General features: G+C 68.8%; 15 protein-coding genes. 7 read left to right on the forward strand and 8 right to left on the reverse strand.

Going from position 1 to position 24,302, the window contains the following annotated elements; all coding sequences use genetic code 11:
- The first annotated feature begins 354 nt into the window (after positions 1 to 354).
- From AB0D48_RS29930 to AB0D48_RS29955, 6 genes are all read left to right on the forward strand, one after another.
- Positions 355 to 522, forward strand: a complete 168-nt coding sequence (locus tag AB0D48_RS29930) for a transposase family protein (protein WP_362403835.1) — start codon at positions 355 to 357, stop codon at positions 520 to 522.
- Between the two features lie 2,273 nt (positions 523 to 2,795).
- On the forward strand, positions 2,796 to 4,205 hold the full coding sequence (locus tag AB0D48_RS29935) for an ATP-binding protein (protein WP_362403753.1): 1,410 nt from the start codon (positions 2,796 to 2,798) through the stop codon (positions 4,203 to 4,205).
- Between the two features lie 20 nt (positions 4,206 to 4,225).
- A complete protein-coding gene (locus AB0D48_RS29940; RefSeq protein WP_362403757.1) occupies positions 4,226 to 4,615 on the forward strand; it encodes a roadblock/LC7 domain-containing protein in 390 nt (129 codons plus the stop codon).
- Positions 4,612 to 4,968, forward strand: a complete 357-nt coding sequence (locus tag AB0D48_RS29945; RefSeq protein ID WP_328619690.1) for a DUF742 domain-containing protein — start codon at positions 4,612 to 4,614, stop codon at positions 4,966 to 4,968. Before AB0D48_RS29940 ends, AB0D48_RS29945 begins: the two co-directional genes overlap by 4 nt.
- The gene (locus tag AB0D48_RS29950) at positions 4,949 to 5,572 is read left to right on the forward strand and encodes an ATP/GTP-binding protein (RefSeq protein WP_362403760.1); all 624 of its coding nucleotides are present in this window, start codon (positions 4,949 to 4,951) and stop codon (positions 5,570 to 5,572) included. Before AB0D48_RS29945 ends, AB0D48_RS29950 begins: the two co-directional genes overlap by 20 nt.
- The gene (locus AB0D48_RS29955; protein WP_362403763.1) at positions 5,569 to 7,014 is read left to right on the forward strand and encodes a cytochrome P450; all 1,446 of its coding nucleotides are present in this window, start codon (positions 5,569 to 5,571) and stop codon (positions 7,012 to 7,014) included. Before AB0D48_RS29950 ends, AB0D48_RS29955 begins: the two co-directional genes overlap by 4 nt.
- 249 nt (positions 7,015 to 7,263) lie before the next feature.
- Here AB0D48_RS29955 and AB0D48_RS29960 read toward each other — a convergent pair whose 3' ends face one another.
- Positions 7,264 to 8,349, reverse strand: a complete 1,086-nt coding sequence (locus AB0D48_RS29960; protein ID WP_362403765.1) for a hypothetical protein — start codon at positions 8,347 to 8,349, stop codon at positions 7,264 to 7,266.
- 1,389 nt (positions 8,350 to 9,738) lie between these two features.
- Between AB0D48_RS29960 and AB0D48_RS29965 the strand changes: the two genes are divergently transcribed.
- Positions 9,739 to 10,224, forward strand: a complete 486-nt coding sequence (locus AB0D48_RS29965; RefSeq protein ID WP_362403767.1) for a hypothetical protein — start codon at positions 9,739 to 9,741, stop codon at positions 10,222 to 10,224.
- A gap of 33 nt (positions 10,225 to 10,257) precedes the next feature.
- Here the strand turns inward: AB0D48_RS29965 and AB0D48_RS29970 are convergent, their stop codons facing one another.
- From AB0D48_RS29970 to drmA, 7 genes are all read right to left on the reverse strand, one after another.
- The gene (locus tag AB0D48_RS29970) at positions 10,258 to 12,261 is read right to left on the reverse strand and encodes a vWA domain-containing protein (protein WP_362403770.1); all 2,004 of its coding nucleotides are present in this window, start codon (positions 12,259 to 12,261) and stop codon (positions 10,258 to 10,260) included.
- A complete protein-coding gene (locus tag AB0D48_RS29975) occupies positions 12,258 to 13,559 on the reverse strand; it encodes a KH domain-containing protein (protein WP_362403772.1) in 1,302 nt (433 codons plus the stop codon). Before AB0D48_RS29975 ends, AB0D48_RS29970 begins: the two co-directional genes overlap by 4 nt.
- The gene (locus AB0D48_RS29980; RefSeq protein ID WP_362403775.1) at positions 13,556 to 15,445 is read right to left on the reverse strand and encodes a hypothetical protein; all 1,890 of its coding nucleotides are present in this window, start codon (positions 15,443 to 15,445) and stop codon (positions 13,556 to 13,558) included. Before AB0D48_RS29980 ends, AB0D48_RS29975 begins: the two co-directional genes overlap by 4 nt.
- 6 nt (positions 15,446 to 15,451) lie before the next feature.
- Complete coding sequence (locus AB0D48_RS29985; protein ID WP_362403778.1) at positions 15,452 to 16,567, reverse strand: hypothetical protein; 1,116 nt, start codon at positions 16,565 to 16,567, stop codon at positions 15,452 to 15,454.
- A 1,057-nt stretch (positions 16,568 to 17,624) separates the two neighbouring features.
- Positions 17,625 to 18,404 (reverse strand): DISARM system phospholipase D-like protein DrmC, encoded by a 780-nt coding sequence (gene drmC, locus AB0D48_RS29990; RefSeq protein WP_362403781.1) that lies wholly within the window; start codon positions 18,402 to 18,404, stop codon positions 17,625 to 17,627.
- Positions 18,401 to 20,296, reverse strand: a complete 1,896-nt coding sequence (locus AB0D48_RS29995; RefSeq protein ID WP_362403784.1) for a DUF1998 domain-containing protein — start codon at positions 20,294 to 20,296, stop codon at positions 18,401 to 18,403. Before AB0D48_RS29995 ends, drmC begins: the two co-directional genes overlap by 4 nt.
- Positions 20,293 to 24,123 (reverse strand): DISARM system helicase DrmA, encoded by a 3,831-nt coding sequence (gene drmA / locus AB0D48_RS30000; RefSeq protein WP_362403787.1) that lies wholly within the window; start codon positions 24,121 to 24,123, stop codon positions 20,293 to 20,295. The genes AB0D48_RS29995 and drmA overlap by 4 nt, the downstream gene beginning before the upstream one ends.
- Positions 24,124 to 24,302 lie beyond the last annotated feature (179 nt).

The raw sequence follows: 24,302 nt of genomic DNA on the forward strand, positions 1-24,302 counted from the left end.
CACCGAACTCCACGACGCCTTCGTCTCCCTCGCCTGCAGCCTCATCTGCTGGCGACGCCTCAACAAACCCGAATCATGATCGTGTTACGAGCTCTATGGGGCGCCCCTTGCGATGCACAGCATCTGACGCCGTGCGCCTCGTGCATGGTTAGCGTGACGGGTAGCCGTCCCGCTCTTGGGGCTGCTCGTGGTGGGGGTTGGAGCACGCAGGATTCCCGCGTCCGATCACGGGACTCTCAATGTCCGTGATCGCTGACCTGGTGGCGGAGTTGGGGCTCGTCTCGCAGCCCCAAGGAAGGCTGAGCTCTCGACCATCCACGCCGGCGGGCGGTTGGTGCGAGCGCGGAGTGCAGGCTGGTCTTCGTTGACCGGCTCCTCGCCAGGATGGTTCACCGGCGTCCCGGCGTGACACATGACGTCCTGGCCTGCTGGTTCCAGGTGGACCGCTCCACGATCACCCGCGGTCGCCGGGATCCGGCCTCTGCGCCGCCAACCGCGGCTGCCGCATCTAAGCAGGTCTGAGGCTTCGCACGCTTGCCAACGTCGTCACGCATCTCGGCGCCATAGGTCAAACCCCATTGATGGACGCCACCGAGATCCGGGCCCGCAGACCCTCGGCTCCGCAGCGGCCGGAGTCGATTCGGTCGGGAAGAGCCGTATCAAGGCGATGAGACTCCTGGTCATCAACGTTGGACGCGGCCAGCTACTGTTCTGCGAGGGCCGCCCCGCTCGAAGGACCTTCCGGCCTCGCTGGGCTGCTGACCGAAGGCGGGCTCGGCATCCACATGCAAACTCTGGAGTCGGTACTGGCGCGGCCACCTGATCCACCTCTGCTCGAACGGGTCCTGGCCGACCTCGTCGGCAACCGGTCCGCCACGCGCCCGCAGACCACCGGTGCTGGTGACGGCAAGCGCGCTTGCCGGGGCGCTCGGCGATCAGTAATCGCATCCCTGATGAACAGCCCTGCTCGCCATGGACGCGGACTTCAGCGCTGTCGACACAACACGCGGCGCCCTCTGGACCGACCTGGACGCCCTCGTCGTCGTGATCAGGCTGCCGCCACGCGTCTCCGCAAGCCTCTGCCTGCTGAGCGCCTGCGGACTACTCGTGGAGCACACCCGTCCGTACGAACTCCCTCGTCACGCTTTGGTGGTCCGCCGGGGTAGCCCAGCAGCTGCCCCTCCGAGACGAGACACGGGAGGGAAGCCAGGGCGAGATCGACCCGACCGTGCTGGTGCGCAATCCCGCGCTGTGAAGCCGCCCCGACAAGGACACGCCCACATCGTTGTGACTTCCGCATGCCCGGACATGGCCGCAGCGTGCTCGAGGTCAGCAACGCCGGGACACAATCGCGACCGATGCTGACTACTTGCTGACCCGGCCCCTGACAGCACGGCGCTGACCTGCGAAAATACCCAAATACTAGGTGTTGGACTTGAACATGGTACGAAACATGAAGAAGCTCCCGAAATGTCTGCTCCCTGCCTGCTTCCCGCAGGTCAAGGGCGTTCTCCGGAGCCTACAACGATTCGCATGTCCGGTCAGCTGTCCTCAAGTCTTTCAGGACCGATGCTGACCTACTGCTGACTGTTACGACGCATCGTCAGGCCGGTACCGTAGCTCTCCCGCAGCCTCCGACCCGCTGCCGGACGACGACCAGTCGAGATACTCGCGGCTGCGCGCCGAGTCCAAGACCCTCTCCTTCCTCGACGCCCTCCCTTAACGCCTCCGCGAGACCTTCGCCATGGACTCCGTGGCACTCCTGGAACGCAGCAGCGCGGTCGACTCCTGGACCACGGCGGCATCCGTGGGCGCCACCCCGCTTCGCCGTCCCGAGGACGCGGACGCCGACCTGCCCATCTACGTACGGCCCTGCTCGTCGGCATCAAGACTTCCGTCATCTCCCCGCGCTCCGACGAGTCGAAAGGTCCAAGACCGACAAGGCCGAGCTTCTCGCTCGAAGGCACAGAGGACGGCGCCGACCGCCTCGCCGCCTTGATCGGCATCGTCCCGAACATGTCCCGTCGGCGCCGCATCGGTGGGGGCGGGTGTCGCGATCACAGTGGCCGCCGCGGACACAGCCGGCATGCTCGGCCGGTCGACACGGCGGCACACGGCCGCTGTCATCTGCGTCGGGTGCGCGCCGCCGCGGATCCGGAACGGATCGTGATCTGCTCGGGCTACGCGCAGGACCTCGGTCGCCGCCTCGGCGAGCGTGTCCGCGATCCCCGTGCAGGCGTCGTACGACGATGCCAACGCTGTGCCTGCAGAGGCGTCCTCGCTCCAGGGCACGCACGGCCCTGGAGGCGGCGGAGGCCAGAGCTGGACGCCATGAACAGCAAGCTGCTGGATGCAGTCGATTCCATCCATTTGCAGTGTGCGTCATGGCGGTGATCGATCAACTATGGATCCAGATCGATCAACGGAGATTTCCGTTCCAGTCAAGGCCACCTGGCGTACCCGAACTGACTATGCTCGCCCCGCGTGTTGCGCTGCACTCACCGCGAGTCGAACGTCGCATTGCGCGCAGACGAAGCCCGGCCGCACTGTGGAGAGGCGTGACCACCAATGCGATCTCGAACCGGCCCGTCGGGCGCACCCATTGGAACATCTTTGCCCAGCCGAGCGAAGTCCCGACCGTTCTTGTCGTCGCACCGCATCACGCCCAGTCCACTAATTCCAGACTGTTTAGGGACCCTTCGATGGTTCGTGCAGGTTCAACCCCTAGAGCGCTGCCACGTGCAGTGGCTCCGGCATGGCTAATCCCCCCTGGTGTCCTGGCTGGGGCCTGCGTCGTGGCGCTGATCTGTGTTTCCGCGCAGATACGCACGCCGGTTGCCTGGTGCGGCCTCGTCGCGGTCGTCCTGACAGCCATCACTTCGGCTGAGACGGCGCGCCGGGCGCGCTCGGCAGAGGAGGCCCGCTACGCGCGGGCGAATGCCGAAGTACAGCGGTACTACGCGCAACGCGAGACCGTGCTGCTCGCGCGCCTGTCCGATCAGCGGGCCACCACTGTATGGCTCGCCGAAGAGCTCCTCCCCGCGGCTGTCGCCCGCTTGCAGAAGGGTGAGCCCCCTTCGGAGATCCTGCAGTCCGTCCCGTTCGGGGAACATCTCGACAGCGAGTTCGCCGAAGCGCTCCGGGCAGCTCTGCGGACGCTCCTGGAAGCCGTGGATGCCGAGGAACGCACACGGGACTCGTCGCAGCGGGCACTGGTGGCGATCGCCCGGCGGGTCCAGGCGATCGTGCATCAGCTCGCCAAGGACCTGCGCGACATGCAGATCCTGCATAGTACGGATGTAGTGGTCTCCCATGGCCTGCAGGACATCGACCATCGCAATGCCCTGATCGGGCGCCTTGCGGCCAGCATCGCGGTACTGGGTGACGCCCGGCCCGGTCGTCAGTGGTCGAAGGCGATCCCGCTCTACGACGTCGTGCGAGGAGCCATGTCCCGCATCGTGGACTACCCCCGCGTGAAGCTGCAGTCGGTGACAGAGGTGGCTGTGATCGGCCCGGGAGCCGAGCCGCTGATCCACCTGCTCGCCGAGTTGCTCGACAACGCCACGACCTTCTCACCGCCGCACGCCCCGGTCGAGGTGACCGCGAGCGAGGTGCCCTCTGGTGTCGCGATCGAGATCGAGGACCGTGGGGTCGGGCTCACCGAAGAGGCCCGCCAGCGCATCGACCGCGTCATGGCTCAGGCATCATCCGGCATGGATCTGGCCGACCTGGGCGAGGCAACGCAGCTCGGCCTGCCCGTCGTCAGCAGGCTGGCCCGCGAGCACGGCCTCGACGTCGACTTGCGCACCTCCGCGTACGGAGGCGTGCGGGCCGTCGTGCTCGTTCCGCGGCGCCTGATCACCACAGTTCAGCAGCCTGCCTCGAAAGTCCAACCGTTCGCGCCGAGGCCCACGGGCGCACCGGCCGTGCCGAGGCCGAGGCCGACGATGACGCGCGATGCCGCAGCAGATTCTGTCGAGGCCGAAAAGACGGTGAACGGACTGCCTCAACGACGACGCGAGTCGCCCGTCCCGACACCGGTCGTCCGCACGACCCCCCATCCCCCGGCCGCTCCGGCCGCCACCCCGGGAACGGCCGACGCACCTCGGCTGCCGGGCCTGATGTGGGAGGCGTTCAGCGGCGAAAAGAGACCGAGTACGGGCCCTTCCATTCGAACCAACGAGCCATCAGACGAGGGTGAGTAACCGTGCCGCCACTGCCCAACATGGACTGGATGCTCAAGGAGCTCGCAGCCAGCGTCCCGTACGTGCGACACGTGGTCGTGTTGTCGTCGGACGGTCTGTGCATCGGTCAAGCGAACACGGAGTCCGACACCGCTGACGCGATCGCCGCTGCCTGCTCGGGCATCCAAAGCCTGGCGAAGGCCATCGCACAGAAGTTCCCGCACGGAGACGGCTCGACCCACATGGTCGGGATCGAAGTCGACGGCGGGTACTTCTCCCTCATGGCGGCCGGTCCCGGGGCCTATCTCGCGGTGCTGGCCGATGCGGAGGTGGACGCGGGGTTGCTGGGCGACCGCATGCGTACGCTGGTGGTCCGGATCGGCCAGCACATGACCAGCCCGCCTCGTGAGGACGTCGGGCAGGCGATGTGACGTCACAGAACCAGGACGCATGGGACGAAGGCAGTCCCGTGCCGCTTTATGTCATCTCCGGTGGCCCAGGTTCCTCAGCCAAAGCCTTCAACCTGGTCACCCTCATCGCATCGAGGTCCGCACCCGAACCCGGTATGCAGCCCGAGCAGGCAGCCATCCTCACCATGTGCCAATACCCGCTGTCGGTGGCCGAGATTTCCGCGTATCTCAGCCTGCCGTTCAGCGTCATCACGGTGCTGCTCTCCAAGCTCGTGGACAACGAGCGAGTTCAGGCTACTGCTCCCGTTCCTGTCGCGGCGGTCCCCGAACTTGGCCTTCTGGAGGCGGTGATCCATGGACTACGTAGGCTCTGATGCACCCGCCGTCAGCCCCCGCCGCTCGGACGTGCTGCTGCCGCACGGCGCCAGGGGAGTCAAGGTCGTGATTGTCGGCGGCTTCGGGGTGGGCAAGACGACCATGGTCGGGGCGGTGAGCGAGATCCCGCCCCTGACCACCGAAGAAACCATGACTCAGGCCGGCGTCGGGATCGACCACAATCCCGGTGCGGACGGTAAGAACACCACGACCGTTGCTCTGGACTTCGGCCGCATCAGCATCAACGAGGAGCTGATCCTCTATCTCTTCGGGACGCCGGGACAGGAGCGCTTCTGGTTCCTGTGGAACGGCATCTTCGAAGGCGCGCTCGGTGCCGTGGTCCTCGTCGACACCCGGAGGATCGAAGTCTGTTTCGAGATCATCACCCGTCTGGAAGACCGCCGCGTCCCCTTCGTCGTGGCCGTCAACACCTTCCCCGAGGCGCCGCAGCACCCGGTACCAGCCCTGCGTACTGCTCTGGCGCTCAACGAATCGGTGCCCATCATCACCTGTGACGCACGCGACCGGTCGTCCAGCCGCGACGCCCTGCTCTCGCTGATGGGCTACCTGTGCACCCTCGCCGCCGCTCAGGAGACCGTATGACCGTCCCACCCGCTGACCACACCACCACGGAACCAGGGCTCACCCCGCCCCCGGGTTGTCCGGCCCACACCGCCACGGGACTCGACGCAGCGACCCCGCTCTGGGGCGCCGCTGCCGAGACCGACCCCATGGGCCTGTACGAAAAGTTGCGTGCCGCCCATGGTCCGGTGGCGCCCGTCCTGCTCGACGGGGACGTACGGGCCTGGCTCGTCCTGGGATACCTCGAGAACCGTGATGTGGCCAGCCGCTCCACCCAGTTCTCCCGCGACCCCCGCACCTGGCACGGCTGGAAGAGTGGCGAGATCGACGCCACCACCTCGCCGCTGGTGCCGATGATCGGCTGGCGACCCGACTGCGTATGTGCGGACGGCGAAGAGCACCAGCGCCTGCGCGGCGCGGTCACGGCCGGCCTCAACCAGTTCGACCAACGGGGAATCCGCCGCCACATCACCCGCTTCGCGCACCAGCTGGTCGATGAGTTCTGCGAAACGGGCAACGCGGAGCTGGTCGGTCAGTTCACCGAGCACCTGCCCATGCTCGTTCTCACCCACCTGCTCGGAATGCCGGACGAGTACGGCCCCAAGCTCGTGCACGCCGCCCGGGACCTCTTCAAGGGCACTGAAACGTCGCTCGCGAGCAACGCCTATGTGCTGGAGACCCTCGAACAGCTTGTCGTCGCCAAGCGCGCCCTGCCCGGGCAGGACATCGCATCCGTACTGATGGCCCACCCGGCCGGCCTCACGGACGAGGAGGTTCAGCACCACCTGCGTCTCATCCTGCTCGCGGGCTATGAGACGACCGCCAACCTCATGTCCAACGTGCTGCGGATGGTGGTCACCGACCCGCGGTTCCGCGGGTCGTTGGCCGGCGGACAGATGACCTTGCCGGAAGCAGTGGAGCAAGTGCTCTGGGACGAGCCACCGCTGATGGTGTGCCCGGGCCGCTGGGCTACCGGTGACACCTCCCTCGGCGGACAGGAGATCAAGGCGGGAGACATGCTCCTGTTGGGCCTGGCCGCCGGGAACGTAGATCAGGCGGTCCGCCCGGAACCCTCGACACGGGTGCACCACAACCGCGCGCACCTGTCCTTCAGCGCCGGCGCCCATGAGTGCCCCGGCCAGGACATTGGTCGTGTCATTGCCGACACCGGCATCGACATCCTGCTCACCCGGCTTCCCGACATCAGCCTGGCCGTGCCCGAAGGAGAGCTCACCTGGCGCTCCTCCACCTGGTCGCGGCATCTGACGGCACTACCCGTGAAGTTCGCGTCCCGCAGTCCGGAAGCCCATGATGTGCTGCCACCGCTTCCGGCCGCGCCCCCGCCGAGTACCGGCATGCCGGCCGTGCCCCAATGGCCGCTATCCGAACCGGAATTGTTGCGCCCGACCGAACCCCGCGTCTCGTGGCGAGCGCGGCTTAAGCAGTTTCTGCGGAGGCTGTAGTCCTCGCAGCTCACATCAAGAGCCGAGCACTACAGCCGAGGAGGCTGCCGGACGGCACGGGTCGGCAGCCTCCCCACAGCTGGGCGGGCACCAACCGAGTGCTCGTACCGTCGGGTGTGACTCCTGAGTCGGCAGGCTGTGCAGGAAGAGCAGGTCGTCCGCGGCCCCCGACCCAGGCGTTCGGCGTCTGCAGCCGGGCCGGGCTCGTCGTAGGGCGCCCATCACTCGTGCGTCGGGGGTCGTGAGGCCTCATGACGCTGAGACGCACTGCTCGCCGACGGGCACGGCGGCGGTGGAAGTCCGTTGCTCTTGAAACGGACCGTCTGCGCGGGCGTAGCGGGGCGCTCCGGTGTACCACGCATGGAGGCCGGACAGGAAACTGCAAGCTCCCCGGAGCCACGCCTCCAGCTCGATCCGTTCGTCGTGGTTCAAACCGGCTCGTCGGACGACCGCGGGCAGTTCGCTCCGCGTGAGGTGCTCGAAGTGGCGCAGTCGGGCGGTCACCAGATCGGCGGCCGCATGCATCGCTTCCTGGACGGTGATGCGCAGGGATGTTTGGAGGACTATGACGAGGTTGTTGACGTCGTGTTCGTCATGGATTTCCCGCTGATAGGAAGCAATGTCGTTCGCCATTCCCATGTAGTCCATGAAGGCGTCGAGCAATGCGCAGAAGGCTCGGCTGTGCCGGATTTGCTCAGGGATCCGTGCACCAGTGGAGAGTTCGACGGAGTACGGGGCGGTATAGGCGGCAAAGCTTTCACGGCGGAACTGGGCATATTCTATGAGGTCCGGGACACGCCCGGCACGGCTGTTGGCCAGTTCCTGAACTCCCGCGTCGATGTACCTTGCCAGGGCACGGTTGAGTCCCTGCTGCCAGTGCGCCATTCTCGGGGGGAACAGCCGTTGCTGGAGGTCGGCCATGCCCCTTTCGACGGCATTGGTCGGCTCCGGCAACCGAGCGCCCGGCTCCGACGGCAGGAAGGCATGGAGGCGGGCGGTGAAGGCTTTTGCGCCTGTGAGGTCGCCCGTCCGTTTGAAGGCGGAGGCGAAGTAGTCGTCCCAGGCCAGAGCCCAGAGGTTGAACCGGTGATTGAGCCGGAGGCCGGTGAATGAGGCGTCAGGAAGAGCCCAGGCGGTCAGCTGGTCAACGGCCATGGCGTGGAACTGGGACCGGCTCCAGATCGCCCGGCGAGCCGACGGCGCTTCCTCGCTGTCCAGCATGCCCATCTCTCGCGCCCACGTCTCGGTCTCCTGACGCAGGGCCAGGAGGTACGGGTTCACCCGCACCGGGTACGGCATCCGCAGTATGGGCAGCTTGATGGCCTGCACTGTCATGAGATCCCCGCTTCCCTTCCGGCGTGCATCGGTGCTGCGTGTCGCCCCCGCGCACCCTGAGCAGATGCAGGGGCCGGCAGAACCCGCGTGCAGTGGGCGAGGAAGCGAACGTGCAGCAAGAGCACGGCGAGCAGACCACCAGAGTCCCGACATCGCGCCATGCGAACCGGTGACGCCCCGTCACGAGCTCGAGATCAACCCGTGGCGGGTCTCTGGCGCGTCCGGGCCATACCCCTTGATCAGGGACGGGACGAGGATCGCGAATGGCGGTTCCTGGGGCATGGTTTCTCCCTCCGAGACGGCCTACAGGCTGACGATCCACTACTGAGACGGGGACGGACGCCGAACCGTTCCCACCCTTTGGTGCTCCAAAACGTGCGCCCACCCCGGCCAATCCGCAACCCCGCGTAGCCGTCCTCGGCCTGCGATTGAGGCCGGTTCGCGTGGAATGAAACGATCCTTCCGGGTCAACTTGGCTCAAATTCGATCCCAAAGCAAGCCATGATCAACCAACGCTCGTCAGTCGGCCAGCGCGAGCGTGCAGTCCCGAGATGGATCCGCGCGGTATGGGGGCCCGCCGCTCGTCCGTTCGCGGCGACCCATTTCGGCACAAAGTGGCTGCGCGAATGGGAGCAGCTTCGCGTCGACTCTGCGTTCCCATCGGATGGCGAGTCGTTTTGAACTGGTGGATCAGGGCAAAGGTCTGCTCCACGACGCAGCGGGGCTGGCCCTTCCCCCTTCGCGTTTGCCAGTGCCGTGCGCACAACGCACACGAGGGTCTGCGTCGGAGAGGGACGGACGTACGTTCCGTCAAGCCACTGCGGTGCCAACGTCCTGGACGGTGGGTGGGGACACCGACAGCCGGCGTCGCACTGCGGGAGCAACCCCATCTCACCCGTGGGCTCTCTTGGGCATCATGAGGGGTGCACGGCGGCAACCTTCGGAACGGAACGGGAAGGACGAGGCTTCATGGCGCGAAAGCCGCGGAAGTCTGGAACGCAGCACCCGGTGGACAGAATCATCCTGCCCGTCGAGCGTGGAGCCACGCCGTCGGGCGGCGGCTCGCCCGCCACCCCCGCGTCGCCGGGCCCCCGGCCCCGTACCGAGGTGCCGGCGCCGCAGAAGATCCGGCCCCCGCAGGAGAAACCGCTCCCACCGGGCAGGCCACTCCAGAAGCAGACGGAAGGCGTCCGCCCGAAGAAGGAGACGCCGCGCCCGCCCGCACCCAAGGCACCTTCGAGCGTACCCGTCCATCGCACACCCCTCCCGGGCTCGGCCATCGACCAGGCGGAGCACCTGCGGAGCGTCATGCGGGAGGGCAATCGGCAACTGCTGCGGCGTGACATCTCGCGACTCTTCAGAAGCGGGCCCGCGCGGACCGCGAAGGTCATGAAGAACCTCCGGACCCGGCAGGACCGCCAACTGCTCGTATCGACCGTCCACCAGGCCGCCGAAGACCTCGACGGGGCGCTGGACCTCTACGACCATCTCCGCGTGCGCCGCCTGGAACACTGCGCCGTCGCGGTGCTCTTCGCCGCCGTGGAAGGGCGCCCCGGACGCCTGCCGGACATCCTCCGGCAGCTGCGGCGGAAACAGCGGAGCAGGGACGCCGAGCTGCTCCGCTCCGCGACCGCTGTCCTTCCGTACGGTCACGCGACTGCCCGGATGGACGAGCAGGTGGCCCGAGTCCTGCAGTACACCTCGTACAAGGTGGCAGCGGACAGGGAGTTGTACCGCGCCAGGCGGCTGAGGAGGACGGAGCGGGCACAGCGGGAGACCGCCGCGACGTCTCCCGTGCTCGGCGCGGAAGACGGACGGTCGACGTGGCGGCGGCTCCTGCGCTGGGTCGTGGCGCTGTTCCGGCAGCGAGCCTAGGCGAGTCCGCTCGACCGGTGGCGGTCGGTCAAGTCACCAGCCCTGCTGTACGACACCAAGCACGCCCGCTGGCGCGGACGACGCAGGGGCGGCAGGGGCGGCCGGCCCGACGGGGGAGGGAGCGGGCTCCCCCTGGCCGGGCGGCGGGGAGATCAGCAGTTCGAGGACTTCGCTCAGCATCCCCTCCAGGTTGCCGAGGAGGCCTCCCTGCAGCCGCTGCCAGCCCTCAGCGTCCTCCTCGCCCACCGCGTACATCCCTGTGTGTTTCAAGAGCACTTCGCCGACCTGGCGGTTCTTCTCCTCAGTCCGCTTCTCGTGTTCCGGGGTGTGGAGGAAGAAGTTGCGCAGTCCGTGCACCTCTCCCAACCGCCCGTCCCACAAAGGCTCCGCGAGGGCGGGCAAGGGGAGTTTCGCCACGTACTTCGGGTCCTGCCTGGGGAAACGGACGGATGTGTGGATGCGCTCGTGGAACACCTTGTCGGCGGCCGCCAGCCAAGCGGTGAAGTCCATGTGGCTCACGGTGATCCGGCGCAGCCGCTGCAGATCGACCGGCGGCGCCGCGTCGAACAGCGCGTAACCGAGCCGGGGCACCGACGCCGCGCAGATCTCCGAGTAGAGCCCGAGGACGGTCTCCACCCGCGCCTCCCAGCGCTCCCGCCGGGAGGGGTCGACCATCGGCCGGCCGGGCGCGGCGACGGCGCCGGGGTCGAGCTGTAGCGTGGGCAGCCGTCTCTGCGCCGGGGAGCCGACCGACCTGACGACGCCGCTGCCCAGCTCCGCGAAGTACTCCTCCAGCACTTCCACCCCGCCGATGCGGTGCCGGTCGCCGCCGGCGACGTCGGCCAGCTGCTGGAGCAGTTCGTGGTTGGGGACCAGGTGCTGGGGCGGCTCGACACGTACCTTCTGCTGCTTGCAGTAGTCCTCCCACCAACGGCCGAAGAGCGTCTGGTCGCTGATCCCCACCGCGTGGAGCCGGATACCGAGCTCCGTGTGGAGTTCCTCCATCGTCGACACCGGGTCTTCCGTACCGACGACCGACTCGCCGCTGCGGTCCTCGCTCATCGGCGCCCAGTGCGCACCGTCGCTCACGAGGACGATGAGCTTGTCGTTGTCGGGGACGCCGTGCCGGTAGAGCAGCTCCCCGGCCCGGTGCAGGGCCTTTCCGATGTCGGTGGGCTGGTCACCGTGTTTGAGTAGGGTGACGGCACCGCGCAGCTGCTCCAGACTCCGGTCGCCGGAAGCGGTCGTCACCTCGGCCATGCCGTCCCGGCCGGGGAAGAGCACCTGGGTGGTGAGGTCGAACCGCACGAGGGCGAACCGCGTGACCAGGCCGTCCACCTGAGCCCGCGCGTCGATCATGGTGCGCAGGGCCCTCTTGAGTGCTTCCATCCGGGTCACTCGGAGGTCTCTGCGGATGCGGAAGCCTTCCCGCGCATCGGGGATGTCGTTGGCCCCCATGGAGCCGCTGCAGTCGGCCAGCACCACGATGTCGACAGCGCTCCGCACCCCCGGGGCGAACACGCTGATCCTCGTCTGCGCGCCGATGCTGACCAGTCCGTTCAGCGCCTGGCCGGACCGATCGGCAACGGAGCGCACCCGGAAGGGGTGCCCGTCGACGTCGATCCACTCGTCCGCGTGTCCCTGACCGTCCCCGTGTACGAAGACGTGGCCGGACAGCAGCGTCGAATTCTGTACGCGTCGGGTGGCCTCGTCCAGGGAGAGTTCGGCCGGTGACTCCAGCTCCACCGTCGCCGGCACCGCCGCTTCCACCGGCCTCAGTTTCCACGGCGCCTCTGCCAGCCCGTACTCCAGGGCCAGCTGTTCCGGAACGACCAGCACGTCCTCGGGCAGCTGGGGTACGGGGACCAGCCGTACGGCCACGGACCGGTCGGAGCCGACGCCGCGCGCCAGGAGCACACCCGCGGTCTCCGCCGGGAGCCGGCGCACGGACAGGGCCAGCCGGTTGCCTGCCACGAGCCCCTGCCCGGTCGCCGTGATCAGCCGCGTGTTGTCCGGCGCAAAACCAGGGAGACTCATTCCCGCTCCAATTGGATGTTGATACCGAGCCGCGTCCGCAGTTCCTGCACCACCGCGCCGCCGGTGCCGATGAACCGGCTGCGCATTTCCTGGGGGACCCGTACGAAGAGGATGTTGCTCTTGCGCCTGTAGTCGGAGAACGTGACGGCATCCGCGAGCTCGTGCTTCCCGGACTGCTGTAGCAGCGTCCGCAGCCGTGCGAAGTGCCCCCGTCCTTCTTCGTGGCTGTCGCGGAACCGCTGCACGTCCTCGCGGCGTGACGCCGCCTGTTCGTCGAGCAGGCGCAGAGCCGTCTGTACGAGGTTGCCGCCGTCCCGGCCGCCGCGGCGCCGCAGATCGTCCTGGAGCCGTACGAACAGGGCGTCAACGGCCCCCATGTCGAGGACGCGCTGGCAGGTGTTGATGAAGATGTGCCGGACGATGCCGATCCGCGGCAGGAACGCCGCCCTGCGTCCGCCGAACCGGTTGCCACGGCGAGCCTGGGAACGCGCCACGGTACCCGCCACGACGAGGGCGACCAGGGCCTCGGGAGCGGAACCGCGCAAGTCCCTGTGGTGCCGGCCGCACAGCGCGAGCCCCTTGCTCCGCGATCCGTAGATCTGCCACCGCATGACGTGCTCGCCACAGACGCGACGGCCGCAGGCGCGCGCGTCGTCCAGGCCGAGGTGCTCGCAGCGGATGTGACCCGTGGCCGGGCAACCGGGCCGTTCGCAGGCGGGGAAGCGGTCGGCGTGGCAGTCCACGCAGTAGGCCAGCGAGGCATCCCCGGGGTGCGGCACGAGGTGGTCGTCGCACCACGCCCGCCCCGAACGGCAGCGCGGGCCCCCGCACCAGCCGCGGCCCGGCCGGCCGCACCGGCAGGTGGGTTCGTGCCGGACGCAGGACGCCCGGAGGCTGCCTTCCAGGAAGACCGCGTGAGCGTCGCACACCCGGCCGGGCTTCTCCTTGGTGCCGCAGCCGGTGCAGGTGAAAGGGGCATAGGTGGTCGTTCCGGAGGCCCGGCACGTGTCGCAGACGTACCTGACCCTCGGCGGCTCCAGAACTCCGCGTACGGCGAAGGGGGTCGCCGCGCTGAACGGCACGGGCGCCGTGGCCGGGCTGAGGAACCAGACCCCGACCTCTCCCTCCTCCCCGAGGTCGAGCCGCACCCGCGGTCCCGACCGGGGGTCGAGCGTCACCAGGACGGGCTCCAGCAGCTCCCACAACGCCATGTAGCCATCGGGCGATCCGGGCACCTTCCGGTAGGCGCGCAGATCCAGCATGACGGGCACGGCGGCCGCGACATGTGCCGTGGTCATCGGGTGGCCTCCTCGGTGGCGTCGGTCCTGTCGTCTCCCGCCGGTGCGACCAGCAGGAGCTCCACCGTGCCGCGGCGTTCCTTCGCCTTTCCGGTGTACGTGGTGTCGGTGAGCAGGACGGATCTGATGCCGCCCGGCGGCCGGCCGAGAGCCCGGAGTCCCGCCCGTACCCGCGGACGGTCGGCTTCGGACACGTCCCAGTGCAGGAGCGCGAGACCCGACTCGCCTGCGCTGTTCAGCGCACGACCGGCCGCGGGTTCGTCCCACGACGACAACGGGGTGTCGCAGCTGACCTGCTGGGCGCGCCGCGGGCGCAGCACACGACGCAGGGCCTTCGCCTCCTCGCGGTCCCGCTGCCGCAAGGGCCGGGTGAGGTCGGCCTCGGTGGCCGAGCGGCAGTACGCGCGCAGCGCCTCGACGATCTCGGCGGGTGTCCTGTCCACACCCGCCACCAGGTCGAGGAGCCGGTCGGCGGACAGACCGGGGTGGGGCCCGCGGCGTCCGTCCGAACGGGGTGCCGGGCGGCCGGCCGCCGCGGCCGGCCGGCGCTGCCCCGGCGTCCCGGTGGCGTTCTGCCGGTCCGGCACGGCCCGTGCGGGGGCCAGCTGTCCGGCCAGCCAGACGCGGGCGGCCGAGGTACTGCCCGCCGCACGCTCCAGGTTGGCGGCGCTGACATGGTCCTTGATCAGCCACTCGGGTGACCTCAGCCCCTGCGCCAGCCGGTCGGCCGCGAGCAGGCCGGTGTCCTGCTCGTGCCACCTGGCGAGGAGGTCGTTCTCGTTGCGCACGAAGCCGTCGGAAGACGCGTCGGCGGTGAGTTCCAGACCCAGGAAGATCTGGGAGAGCTCCTGGGGGTGCGTGTCGAGCTGGCGGAAGTACGGCAGGAGTTCGGCGAGCATCGCCGACGCCGCCTGCCCTGCCGTGACCATGGCGGTCGTGCTCGTCCGAGCACCGTTCGGCTTCGCCGGTCCGCCGGCCGACGACCGCTGCTCGACGTCGAACTGTGCCGCCAGACCGTGGGCGATCGCCCGTGAGCGGTTGCGCTCCAGTACGGGCTGCGGGACGGAGCGCACCCGCTGGCCCGTTCGTTCCAGGTCCCGGACCCGCATGGCGATCGCCTGCACGACGAGCGCGTGTGTCATGGCCGAGGAGATGGACATCTGGGCGTCGAAGAGGCGGAGGGCCACGTCGCCCTCCGCCGCCAGGCTCGCCTCACCCAGCGGGTTGACGTCCATCGCCTCAAGCCGGGCCAGCCGCTCGTTGCGCTTCAGCCCCGCCCGCACACGGTCGAGGTGCTGAGGGGAGAAGGAGGCGATGTAGCGCGTCGCGACCTGGTCGGTGGCCCGGGAGAGGCGGGCGGAACCCCGGGCCGAGGCGTACGCGGGACCGTGGAGCTGGCGTGCGGTCAGGGAGATCAAGGAAGGCGAGTACTCACGGATCAGGTTGCAGAGGAGTTCGCGCTGCACGTCACTGACCACCTCAAGGGAATGCAGGTCCGCACACAGCCCTCCCGCCGGATCGTCACCTCCGCCGGGAACCCATCCGCTCGGCACCAGGACACCGCCGGCCTTCTGCGTCTCTCCGGCCACGACGGCGACGGCCTCGGCCAACGCCCCGGCCACGGCCCTGCGCATGGCCTGGTCGTGCAGCACGACCTGCCCCGTGTCGATCCACAGCGCGGCCGGGGCCCGGGGGATGCCACGCAGCGTCAAGGGCACACCGGTGGGCAGGACGGGTAAGCGTGGCGGCTTGGCCAGCAGCCGTGCCATGATCGCCGCCCGGGTCTCCAGGCCGTAACGGTCCCGGTCGCGGGACCGGCCGATCACCGTGTACCCCTTGGCCAACCGCTGCCTGAGCGGTCCCGAACGGTAAAGCGTGACGAGCACGGGAAATCAGTCCTCCGGCCTTCGAAGTTCGGCGGACGCGAGCCCGCGTACGGCAGGGATCGCGAGGAACAGCACGACCGTTATCACGAGCGCCGCGAGCGTGCTGAACAGCAGCGTCTTCGGCCCGGGCTCCCCCCATAGCGCCCCTGCCGCATAGGCGACGGCGAACGGTAGCCCGATGGTGGACAGCAGCCCGACGGCGAGGCCGCTGCGCCGGGCACGGGCGGTCTCCACGTAGCGGGCGGCATCGGCGAGCGCCGTCCCGGCCTGTGCGAGGAGTCCGGGGAGCTGGTGCTGTTCCTGGAAGCGCTCCAGGAGCGTGTTGGCGTTGCCGTGCACGGTGATGTGTGAGGACCACAGCGCCCGCCGCAGTTCGATCTGCTTGCGCTCCAGGTCGAGCAGGCGACGGGCCTCCGCCGGCCGCGCTGGCAGCCGGGCCAGGGAATTGGCCAGGAAGTTGACGCCCAGCACCTGCCAACGCCCGAGGAGGAACGCATCGAGGTAGATGGTGTGGACGAGCGACGCGGCCGTGGGGTGGAAGCTGGCGTCGTCGCCTGAGTCCGGTGAGGTGCCGACGAAGGCCGCGCCGTCCCGTAAAATCAGCGCCTGCCAGTCCGCGGAGAGCCGGACCCTCCCGGCGAACAGCCCGTCGTCCTCCGGATCGGGCGGGAAGCGATCGACCGGCGTAGCGGACGCCGACAGCCACAGCCATTGGTCACGGGCGCCCCACCCCCCGTACGGCGGCGGCATCACTTCGGGCAGGGCTCCGTCGTCGAACGTGACGTGCGACAGGACCCATGCCTTGCGCGCGGATTCGAGGGGCCGGACCCCGGCGGGCAGCAGTCCCGCGTACTCTGCGCGCATCGCCGTCAGGTCGCGGAGCCGCGGAAGGTCGTTCAGCGGATCGCCGGACAGCCGCATGTGCAGGACGACGACGGCCCGCCGTGGCGCGTCCGAGGCCAGGACCGGAGGCAGGCGCAGCATCTCCATCGCCTCCACCACCGGCGCGGCGGGCGTCCCGCCGGGGGTATGAGGGAGAGGGGCAATGGAACGGTGCCAGCGGGAAGGGTGGCCGGTCGCCCCGTAGAGGGACTCTCCGACGCGAGGCTCGAAGTACGTCATCCGCCGGTCCCGATCGGCCACTCCTGCGGCTAAGCGCACCGGCAGGGGACCCTCCGCCCAGTCAGTCGGCGGTGGTCCGTCCCCTAGCCCCTCGACATCGAAAACGACACACGCCGTTCCCCGTTGTACGGACATGTACCCCCCACCGTCGGTCGCGGCTCCTGTGAGGCATGCTACTGCCGTTCCTGACATCTGTTCTGCGGATCAGATCAGAGGCGGTCAGTGCGAATCGTTACGCCAACGGCGCGGCCAACCACACGGGTTGGGACCCTCGGCTGTCCGGCTGCGATCCGCCGGTCAGGACCTGGGCCGGGGCAGAGCTTGGGCGGGACCGTTCGGCACGGTGTAGGAGATGTGGACGCGGGTCAAGTCCTTCGCGGCTGGAGACCATCGATCTGCGCGCCGCCCTGTCCGTGGCCGCCAACGCGTTGCACCTCGCCAACCACCATGCCGACGTCTGACCCAATGACGCGCCTCACACACCGAGGTACAGCCGCAGCCGCACCACGCCAAAGTCGCTCGGACCCGCGCTTCCCGGCCCGGCCAGGCAGGGCGAGGGGGCGGCCGACGTCGTCGGCGTGCCAGCAGTGTCGGTGGCTCTCACAGACGGCCCCTTTGACAGTGCGCGGCACTTCACTTGCGATTCCGGGGGATCCCGTAGATTTCCGACGTGCCCATGCCACGAGCGAGCTGTCGAGCCACGGCCGGGAACATTCCGGTAAGGCCGGGGGCCACGGGCCCGGCGCCCGTGGTCGCGTCTGGAGTCAGCATCATCGGGACGCGATCCGGACCCATGCTGAGCGCTTGCTGACCCGGCCCTGGACACCACGACTCCGACCTGCACAGTTGTTCAGGTGCTGGATCTAGGACTTGAACATGGTACGAAGCATCGGAAAACTCCCGGTTTGTCTGCTCCCTGCCTGCTCATTGCAGGTCAAGGGCGTTCTCGGCAGCGTACAACGTTCGCATGTTCGGTCAGCTGTCCTCAGGTGTTTCAGGACTCACCCTGGCGCCGCCCTACGAAGTCTTCGGTCAGACCGCGAGCACGGTTCCATGGTCAGGCGGGAGCTCGATGTGGCGGGAAAGGCCTGAGTATGCCGAGGCGCTGCAGTTCGACGATGTGCTCTGCCGCGCGCCGCGGTGCTTCACCGCCGGTCACCAGTACACCCGCCTCGATATTGCGCCGAGCAGCGGATTCGGTCAGGTTGGCGCTGCCGAGCAAGAGCGTGCGACGGTCGGCGACCGCCAGCTTGGCGTGCTGGCGTGAGCGGCCCCGATCGGCCGGGTCCCGTGCCCACGCCCACAGCAGCAGGCCGGGCACCGAGGCGAACGCTTCGGCCGGCTCCCTGCCCGAGAGCAGGCCGCCTGCGCCGGCCAGCGTTTCGACCACGACGTGCGTCCGCACGCCCCTGCCCGCAGCGTCTGTCAGGGCCTTCGTCAGGGTGGGATACGGACGAGCCGCGTACGTCATCGCCAGCAGTTCGTGCTGCGCCTCGTTGATGACCTCGATCAGCACCTGGGCTGTGGCACGCACCGGTACGGCCGGTGTCGACGGCCCGCTCCACACGGTGCGGACCCGGACCGTGTCCCTTGCCTGCAGCCGGGCGGCGACATAGCCGCGTACATAGGCAGCCGCCTCGGAGGCAGGCACCGACTCCGACTCCATGGCGTCGTGCAGTGCTGCGACGGCCTCGATGACTCCAGGTGTCGCCAGTTCGGTCAGTATTCGTTCCCTCGTACGTCCTTGGGCGAGCAGGCCGGCGAGGTCCTTGCTGCGCGAGAGGCCGAGGGCCGTGACGGCCTCCTCTGCTGCGCCTTCGAACGCGGGTCGGCTCACGGCAGCAGACCGACCGGCGTCAACACCGGCTCCTGATCGCCGGTCAGCGGAACGAGGAATCGACGGTCCAGGAAGCGGTTTCCGCGTTCGCACGTGGTTTCCGACACGAACAGACAGACGTGACAGGCGGCTCCGTGGAGGAAGTCGGCCGGGTCCTGCGGGAGGCGCTCCGCGCACAGCGGGTCGGCAGAGCAGTGGCGGGCGTCGGTCAGGGCCCGGCGCACGATCCGGTCGAATTCCCGCTCCTCGGCCAGTGAGACAAGACCACCCAAGGTGCCCTCGGAGTCCGGGACGGCGGTGTAGATGAGGATGCCTGTCCTCGGATCCTGTTCCTCCCCCGCGTAGATTCGCTCGGCGAGCGAGGCGGAGTTGTAGCCGCACTCGAGGGCGATGGTGCGGATCAGCAGATGGGAGAGGGTGTGCAGGGCGATGTACCGCGCTCCGGGCCAGCCGTGGTAAGGGTCGAAGTCACTGGTCTTGCGGTCCGATTTCCGGTTGGTGCGGAACCGTGCGTACGCCTGTCTGTGCGCCTCCATCTGCGGTGACTTCTCCATACGAGCGGTCCATTCGGCCATCAGACCGTCCCGCACGCGCAGGAAGATTCCCTCGCCGCGCACCTCACTGGCCGGTACCCAGTTCCGGATCCCGCGCGACAGCTCGACGCGCGTGGCGATCTCCGGTGATTCGGGGTCGGGCGCGTCGAGCCGGGTGAACCCGATCAGCGCCCGTGCCTCGCGCAGCCGCTCCACCTGCCTGATGTCGGCGAAGAACTCGGTCAGGCGGACCGGCACGGGCATCTGCCGCAGTGCGAAATCGTCGCTGGGCGTGGGAACGGGACCGGAGAGCGCGTCCCATTCCGGTCCGAAGAGGTCGGCCTGGACGTCGGGGGCGGAGGGGGCGAGGCCGGTGGCTCCCTGCTTGCGAGCGGTGATCGCCGCGAGCACTGCGTCGGCGTCGAACTCCTTGAGGAAGGCGAATTTGGGCATGCGCGCCATGAAGTCGAACTGTCCTCGGTCCTCGAGCAGTTCGAGGTCGGGCCAGTGGTCCTCCAGGAGCTTGCCGATGTCTCCCCCCTGCGCCTTGGGCAGTGCCAGGGCACTGAGGGTGAGCGGAAACCACTGGTTGGAAGCGCCCGCCACCATCAGGACCGGCTCCTGGGCGCAGCCGTTCGTCTCGTAGGTGCCGAGATGCGGATGCCGTCCACGGCACCGGGGCAGGTTGCGCCGACCTCGTTCGCCCATGGCTTCCCGGATGTTGCGCTTCACGCCGCAGGCGACGCATTCGATGGTGACGTTGGCGGCCTGGTTGCCGCCATGGTCCTTCATGCGCAGCTTCGGGCGCGGTGTCTTCCCGCAGGCCTGCCCACGGTGTACGTAGGCGGTGTACGGGAATTCGTCGAGGTGGCCGGCGGTGCACACGAGGGTGAAACGGGCCGCCACGGCCAGCGGCTTGCTCCGCTTGCAGTCGTGGACGAATTTCGCTTCGTGTGGTGTCCGTGGGTTTGCGTTGACGAAGGCGAACTCGCCCGAGTCGATCGCGGCCAGCACATTGCACGCGGTGCAGCGCAGCCACTGCGGGAACGGCGTGACAGGCACTCCGATCCCTTGTGCTGCCCAGCCCTTCGGGTCCGTATCGGCGCCCTCGAGCCAGGGGGCGGCGCGCAACTGTTCGACCTGGCCGCGTCCGTAGCGCTGGAGCGACCGGTTGACGGCGGCACGCAGTCGGGGTTCGTCGATGTCGTAGTCGGTGACACCGGAGTGACTCCAGGAGTCGATTCCCCGGATCAGGACGGAGAAGTTGGGCAGGTCGACGAGGGCGCCGACTCCGGCGGTGAACATGAGGTGGCTGGGCCGTACGGCGCCGACCCTGCGGTTGCTGCCCTGACTGCTCATCGCTGTGCCTTCCTGACCGTGCCGGCCGTGACGGGCCCGTACTCGTCGCTGTCCACGGTGCTCGCCGTGTCCGGGTCGGTGTCGAAGTCGGTTCCGGAAGCGCCGAACGTCCAGTCCGGACCGTCGCCCGAGGGTTCTTCAAGGAAGACGCCGCCGCCGGGGAGGAGCAGGTTGATCTCGTTCTCCGTTTCGCGCATCGACATGCCGACGGTCAGCTCGGTCCACCGGGATCCGTCCGCCCGTCGGAGCAGACCGTTCACGACGGTCGTCTTGTGTTTCTCCTTGCGGTAGCCGAGTGCCGAGCTGCTCTCGTCACGTTTGCGGCGCCATTCGTCCTTGAGCCGGTCCAGACGTTCGCTCAGGTACTGGCGGGGCCGGTCGCCTCCCACGCGTTCGGCGCGTTCGAGCAGCCGCCGTTCGACGTCTTGGGCGAGTGGTCCGTCGAGCTCGACGTGGTGGGCGTCGAGGTTGCGGGAGGATTCGTAGGTTGCGTGGCGCAGGGCGGCCACATAGGTGGCGGCGACACCGCGGTCGAGCGCGCGGCGCGTGTACGGGGTGACGGACAGAGCTTCCACCTGACGGTAGAACGTCGCGTGGTAGTGCTCGAAGTCCTCGTAGTGGGCGAGGTCGCGGGGGCGCGACCAGTTGTAGAGGGTCACCACGAGGCCCGGACGCGCGGCGTCACGGCCGACCCGCGAGGACGCCTGGATGTACTCGGCGGTGTTCTTGGGCTGGCCCACGACGAGCATCAGGCCGAACCGGGAGACGTCAACACCGACCTGCAGCATCGAGGTCGCGAGGACGACGTCGACGGCCTGCCGAACGGACGGTGTCATGGAGGCGCGGGGTTCGCGCTTGTCGTTCCTGGCGGCGGCGTACTCGCGCAGGAAGGCTCGCCTGCGGACCGAGGTGTCCCGCTCCGGGTCGAACTCGATCTCCAGCCGCTTCAGGGCCGCGCCGATGTCCGACGAGGAGATGCGTGAGGTCAGTTCCTGGATGCTGAGCATCCCTGCTCTGCTCACGATGCGGTCCGACAGGGTGTCCTGGCCCTTGCGGCTGCCGTTGGACCGCACCCGGGTGGTGATGTCGTCGTCCATGTACCGGCGCATGCCCGCGAGTTCACGGGTCGCGTTGAAATAGCCGACGAGGGTCATGTACGGGTCCGCCGGACTGCCGTAGTCGTCGAAGAGCTGCTGCGCCGCGAGCAGCAGGATCTCCGCGACGCGGATCTCGGCGGCCTTGAGGCGGGTACCGTGCGCGCACACGCCGAGGTAGCGGCGGCCGGGATTCTCCCGGCTCAGTTCCACCTGCCGGGAGAAGAAGGTGTCGCCGACGTCCAGGACCTGCGGCGGGAAGACGGCGACCTTGCGGCCGAAGACTCCGAGCACCTGGTCGGCAGCCCGTTTCGTGGTCGCGGTGGAGGCGACGATCTTGGGGCCGACTTCGTGACGTCGTCCGTGAACGTCGGTGAAGCGCCACGTGCACAACTGGTCCACGGCGGCTTCGAAGAGGCCCACGGTGGTGCCCAGGGCTCCGGAGATCAGGTGGAGCTCGTCCTGGATGATCAGGTCCGGAGGTCGCAGGCGGGTGACGGGCTGGGCGGTGACGCCGGGCAGGTCCCCCCTGGCGTTGTGTCGGCCGCCGCAGCCGGTCCTGGCATCCAGGTCGTCGTGGCGGTAGCCGTGGCGAGGGCACAGTTCGGTGACCCTGCCGAAAAGCAGGCCGGAGTAGCCGTTCCACGGGAGCTGGGCGAACTTGTCGACCGTGGCGATCAGCAGCGAGGGTGCCAGCCGGTAGATCTCTTCGTCGACGGTGAGCACGGGGATGCCCTCGCCGGGCGCTTCGCGACGGGAGAAGGGGCAGCGCTCCTCCCCTTCGGCGCGAGGACAGTACAGCAGGACTCTGCGGCGGCCTTCGTCGTACTCCATGTTCGAGCGGGCGGTCAGCCCACTGCCGCACCAGGGGCAGGTGAGGACTTGCAGGACCCGCGCATGCTTGTCGCTGGCGTTCTCTTTGGCTTCGGCGATCTGTTCCTTGGCCTCGTCGAACCAGTTGGGTGAGACGGAGGTACCCACCCAGAGCCCGATGCGGAACGGGGTGGGCCCCCAGCGCCGGTCCCGCGCGAACTCCTCGCGGCGCAGGACTTCGCAGGCGCTCACCAGGGCGGCTGCCCGCTGGAACTGCTGGGCGGTCAGCAGCCGCAGGGTGTAGCGCATGAGAACGCCCACGCCCGCCTCACCGCTCCGGGCCTCCGAACCCGAGCCGAGGGTGCCTTGGAGGCGCCTCAGTGCGAAGGTGTAGGCGGCGAGTCCGAGATATGCCTCGGTCTTTCCGCCACCGGTCGGGAAGAAGAGCAGGTCGACGAGAGCTTCACGGCCCGTACCGCGGTGCGGGTGCCCGGGCTGGGTGAGGGAGTCGATGTTCAGCAGGACGAAGGCGAGCTGGAACGGACGCCAGCTGGCTGCCGCCTTGCCCTTGCCGTGCACCTCGTCAAAGGCCTCCTGGTAGGACCGGGAATCGTTCTCGCGGCCGGTGCGGGCGGCCGCGATGGCCGTATTGCGACGCTGCAGGGCCATGGCCCGGTTGGCGAACCGGAAGGCCAGCAGGGCCGTCTCATCGGCGGCGAGCCGGTCGATGCCGAGGGTGATGCGGTCGCAGACCTCGAGCGCCTGGTCGATCGCGGTCTCGGCCGCCTCTCGCAGGTCTTCGGGGAGTGAGGCGGCACTGCGGCGCTGCTGCTCCAGCCACACGCCGTAGCCGTCGGCCAAGGGAGCGAGGGCGGTGCTGAGTTCGGCCCGGCGGCCGGGCACGGCGAGTGCCGCCAGTTCGTCCATGCCCAGCTCCAGCCCCTCCAGGAGGTCCTGGTCCTCGAGGGCCGGCGCGGTGGTCGCCCGGACGTCGTACTCCGGAAGCCAGACGGTGGTCAGGCGGTGCGCGTTGCGCTCTCCGTCGCGGACATGGGCGTGAACGGCGACGTTACGGCCTTTGGTGTGGCTGAGGCTGTCCCGGTAGAGGAGGCGCAGTTTCCGCTCCTCGGCGTCCTCGGGCGCGTGGTCGTGGCTCGCCGGGTCGAGGGGGTCGTCGACCGGCAGGAAGACGGCCGCCTGGTCGTCGGGGAAGGCGGTGACGTCGATCTCGGTCTGGAAGAGCCAGTGCGCGTCGCGTGCGTCCGCGCTGTCCGGCTGCCGGTTCACCAGGGCCAGCTCGACTATGCGCAGGTCCTCGCCGCCCGTGTGGCCGGTGTGCCGGCGTACCTGCACGTCGAGGACGACGGTGTCGCCATCGAGTCGGACGGTGCGGTCGGCCCCGTCGGTCACGTCGATGTCCACCAGGTGCTCGACCGGCTCGCGTGACCAGACCCTGCGCGTCGTACCCCGCTCGGTGGCCTCGTCCGACTGGGTGTAGCGGCCCCACCGGACGGTGGCGCTGAGCGTGCCGACGGAGGCCGGCGCGGTGAAGGACAGTCCCATGGACGATGCCCAGATGTGGCCGGCGGCCTGGGGACTCAGCCGGTCCTGCAGATCGCTGTCGTCACCCTCCTGCTCGTCACCGGACTCCCCTTCCGCGCCCTGGGCGGCCGCACGGGCGATCCGGTCCGCGGTGACCGCCTGGGGGCGTGGACCGAGCATGCCGACCAGGTACCGGTCACGGGGACCGGAGGAGGCGCTCGGAAGTGTTTCCGTCTCGCCGTCCCAGGGGCCCAGCAGATCCCGGCGGATGTAGTGCACGAGTGCGTCGCGCACCGCGTAGGAGTCCCCGGCACGGAACGTCTGGGGAACTTCGTCGAGCGGATGCGGAACTGCGGCCTGGGCGGGCTGGGCCGGCATGCGAGGGTCCTTTCGGACAGGGCCGTTGGAGCAGGGACGTGCACCGGTGGTGCGGCAGCCCGAGAAATATAGACCCGTTGACTCAGTTCACACAACGAATATGGGGGGTCCGTCGCTCAGCCTGGTGTCAGTCTCTAGGCTGGTGTCCGCCTGCCGCCTGCCCGCGACCCGAGGACTCC

Origin of the sequence: Streptomyces sp. NPDC048269, assembly GCF_040652395.1 — a bacterium.
Classification (GTDB): Bacteria; Actinomycetota; Actinomycetes; order Streptomycetales; family Streptomycetaceae; genus Streptomyces.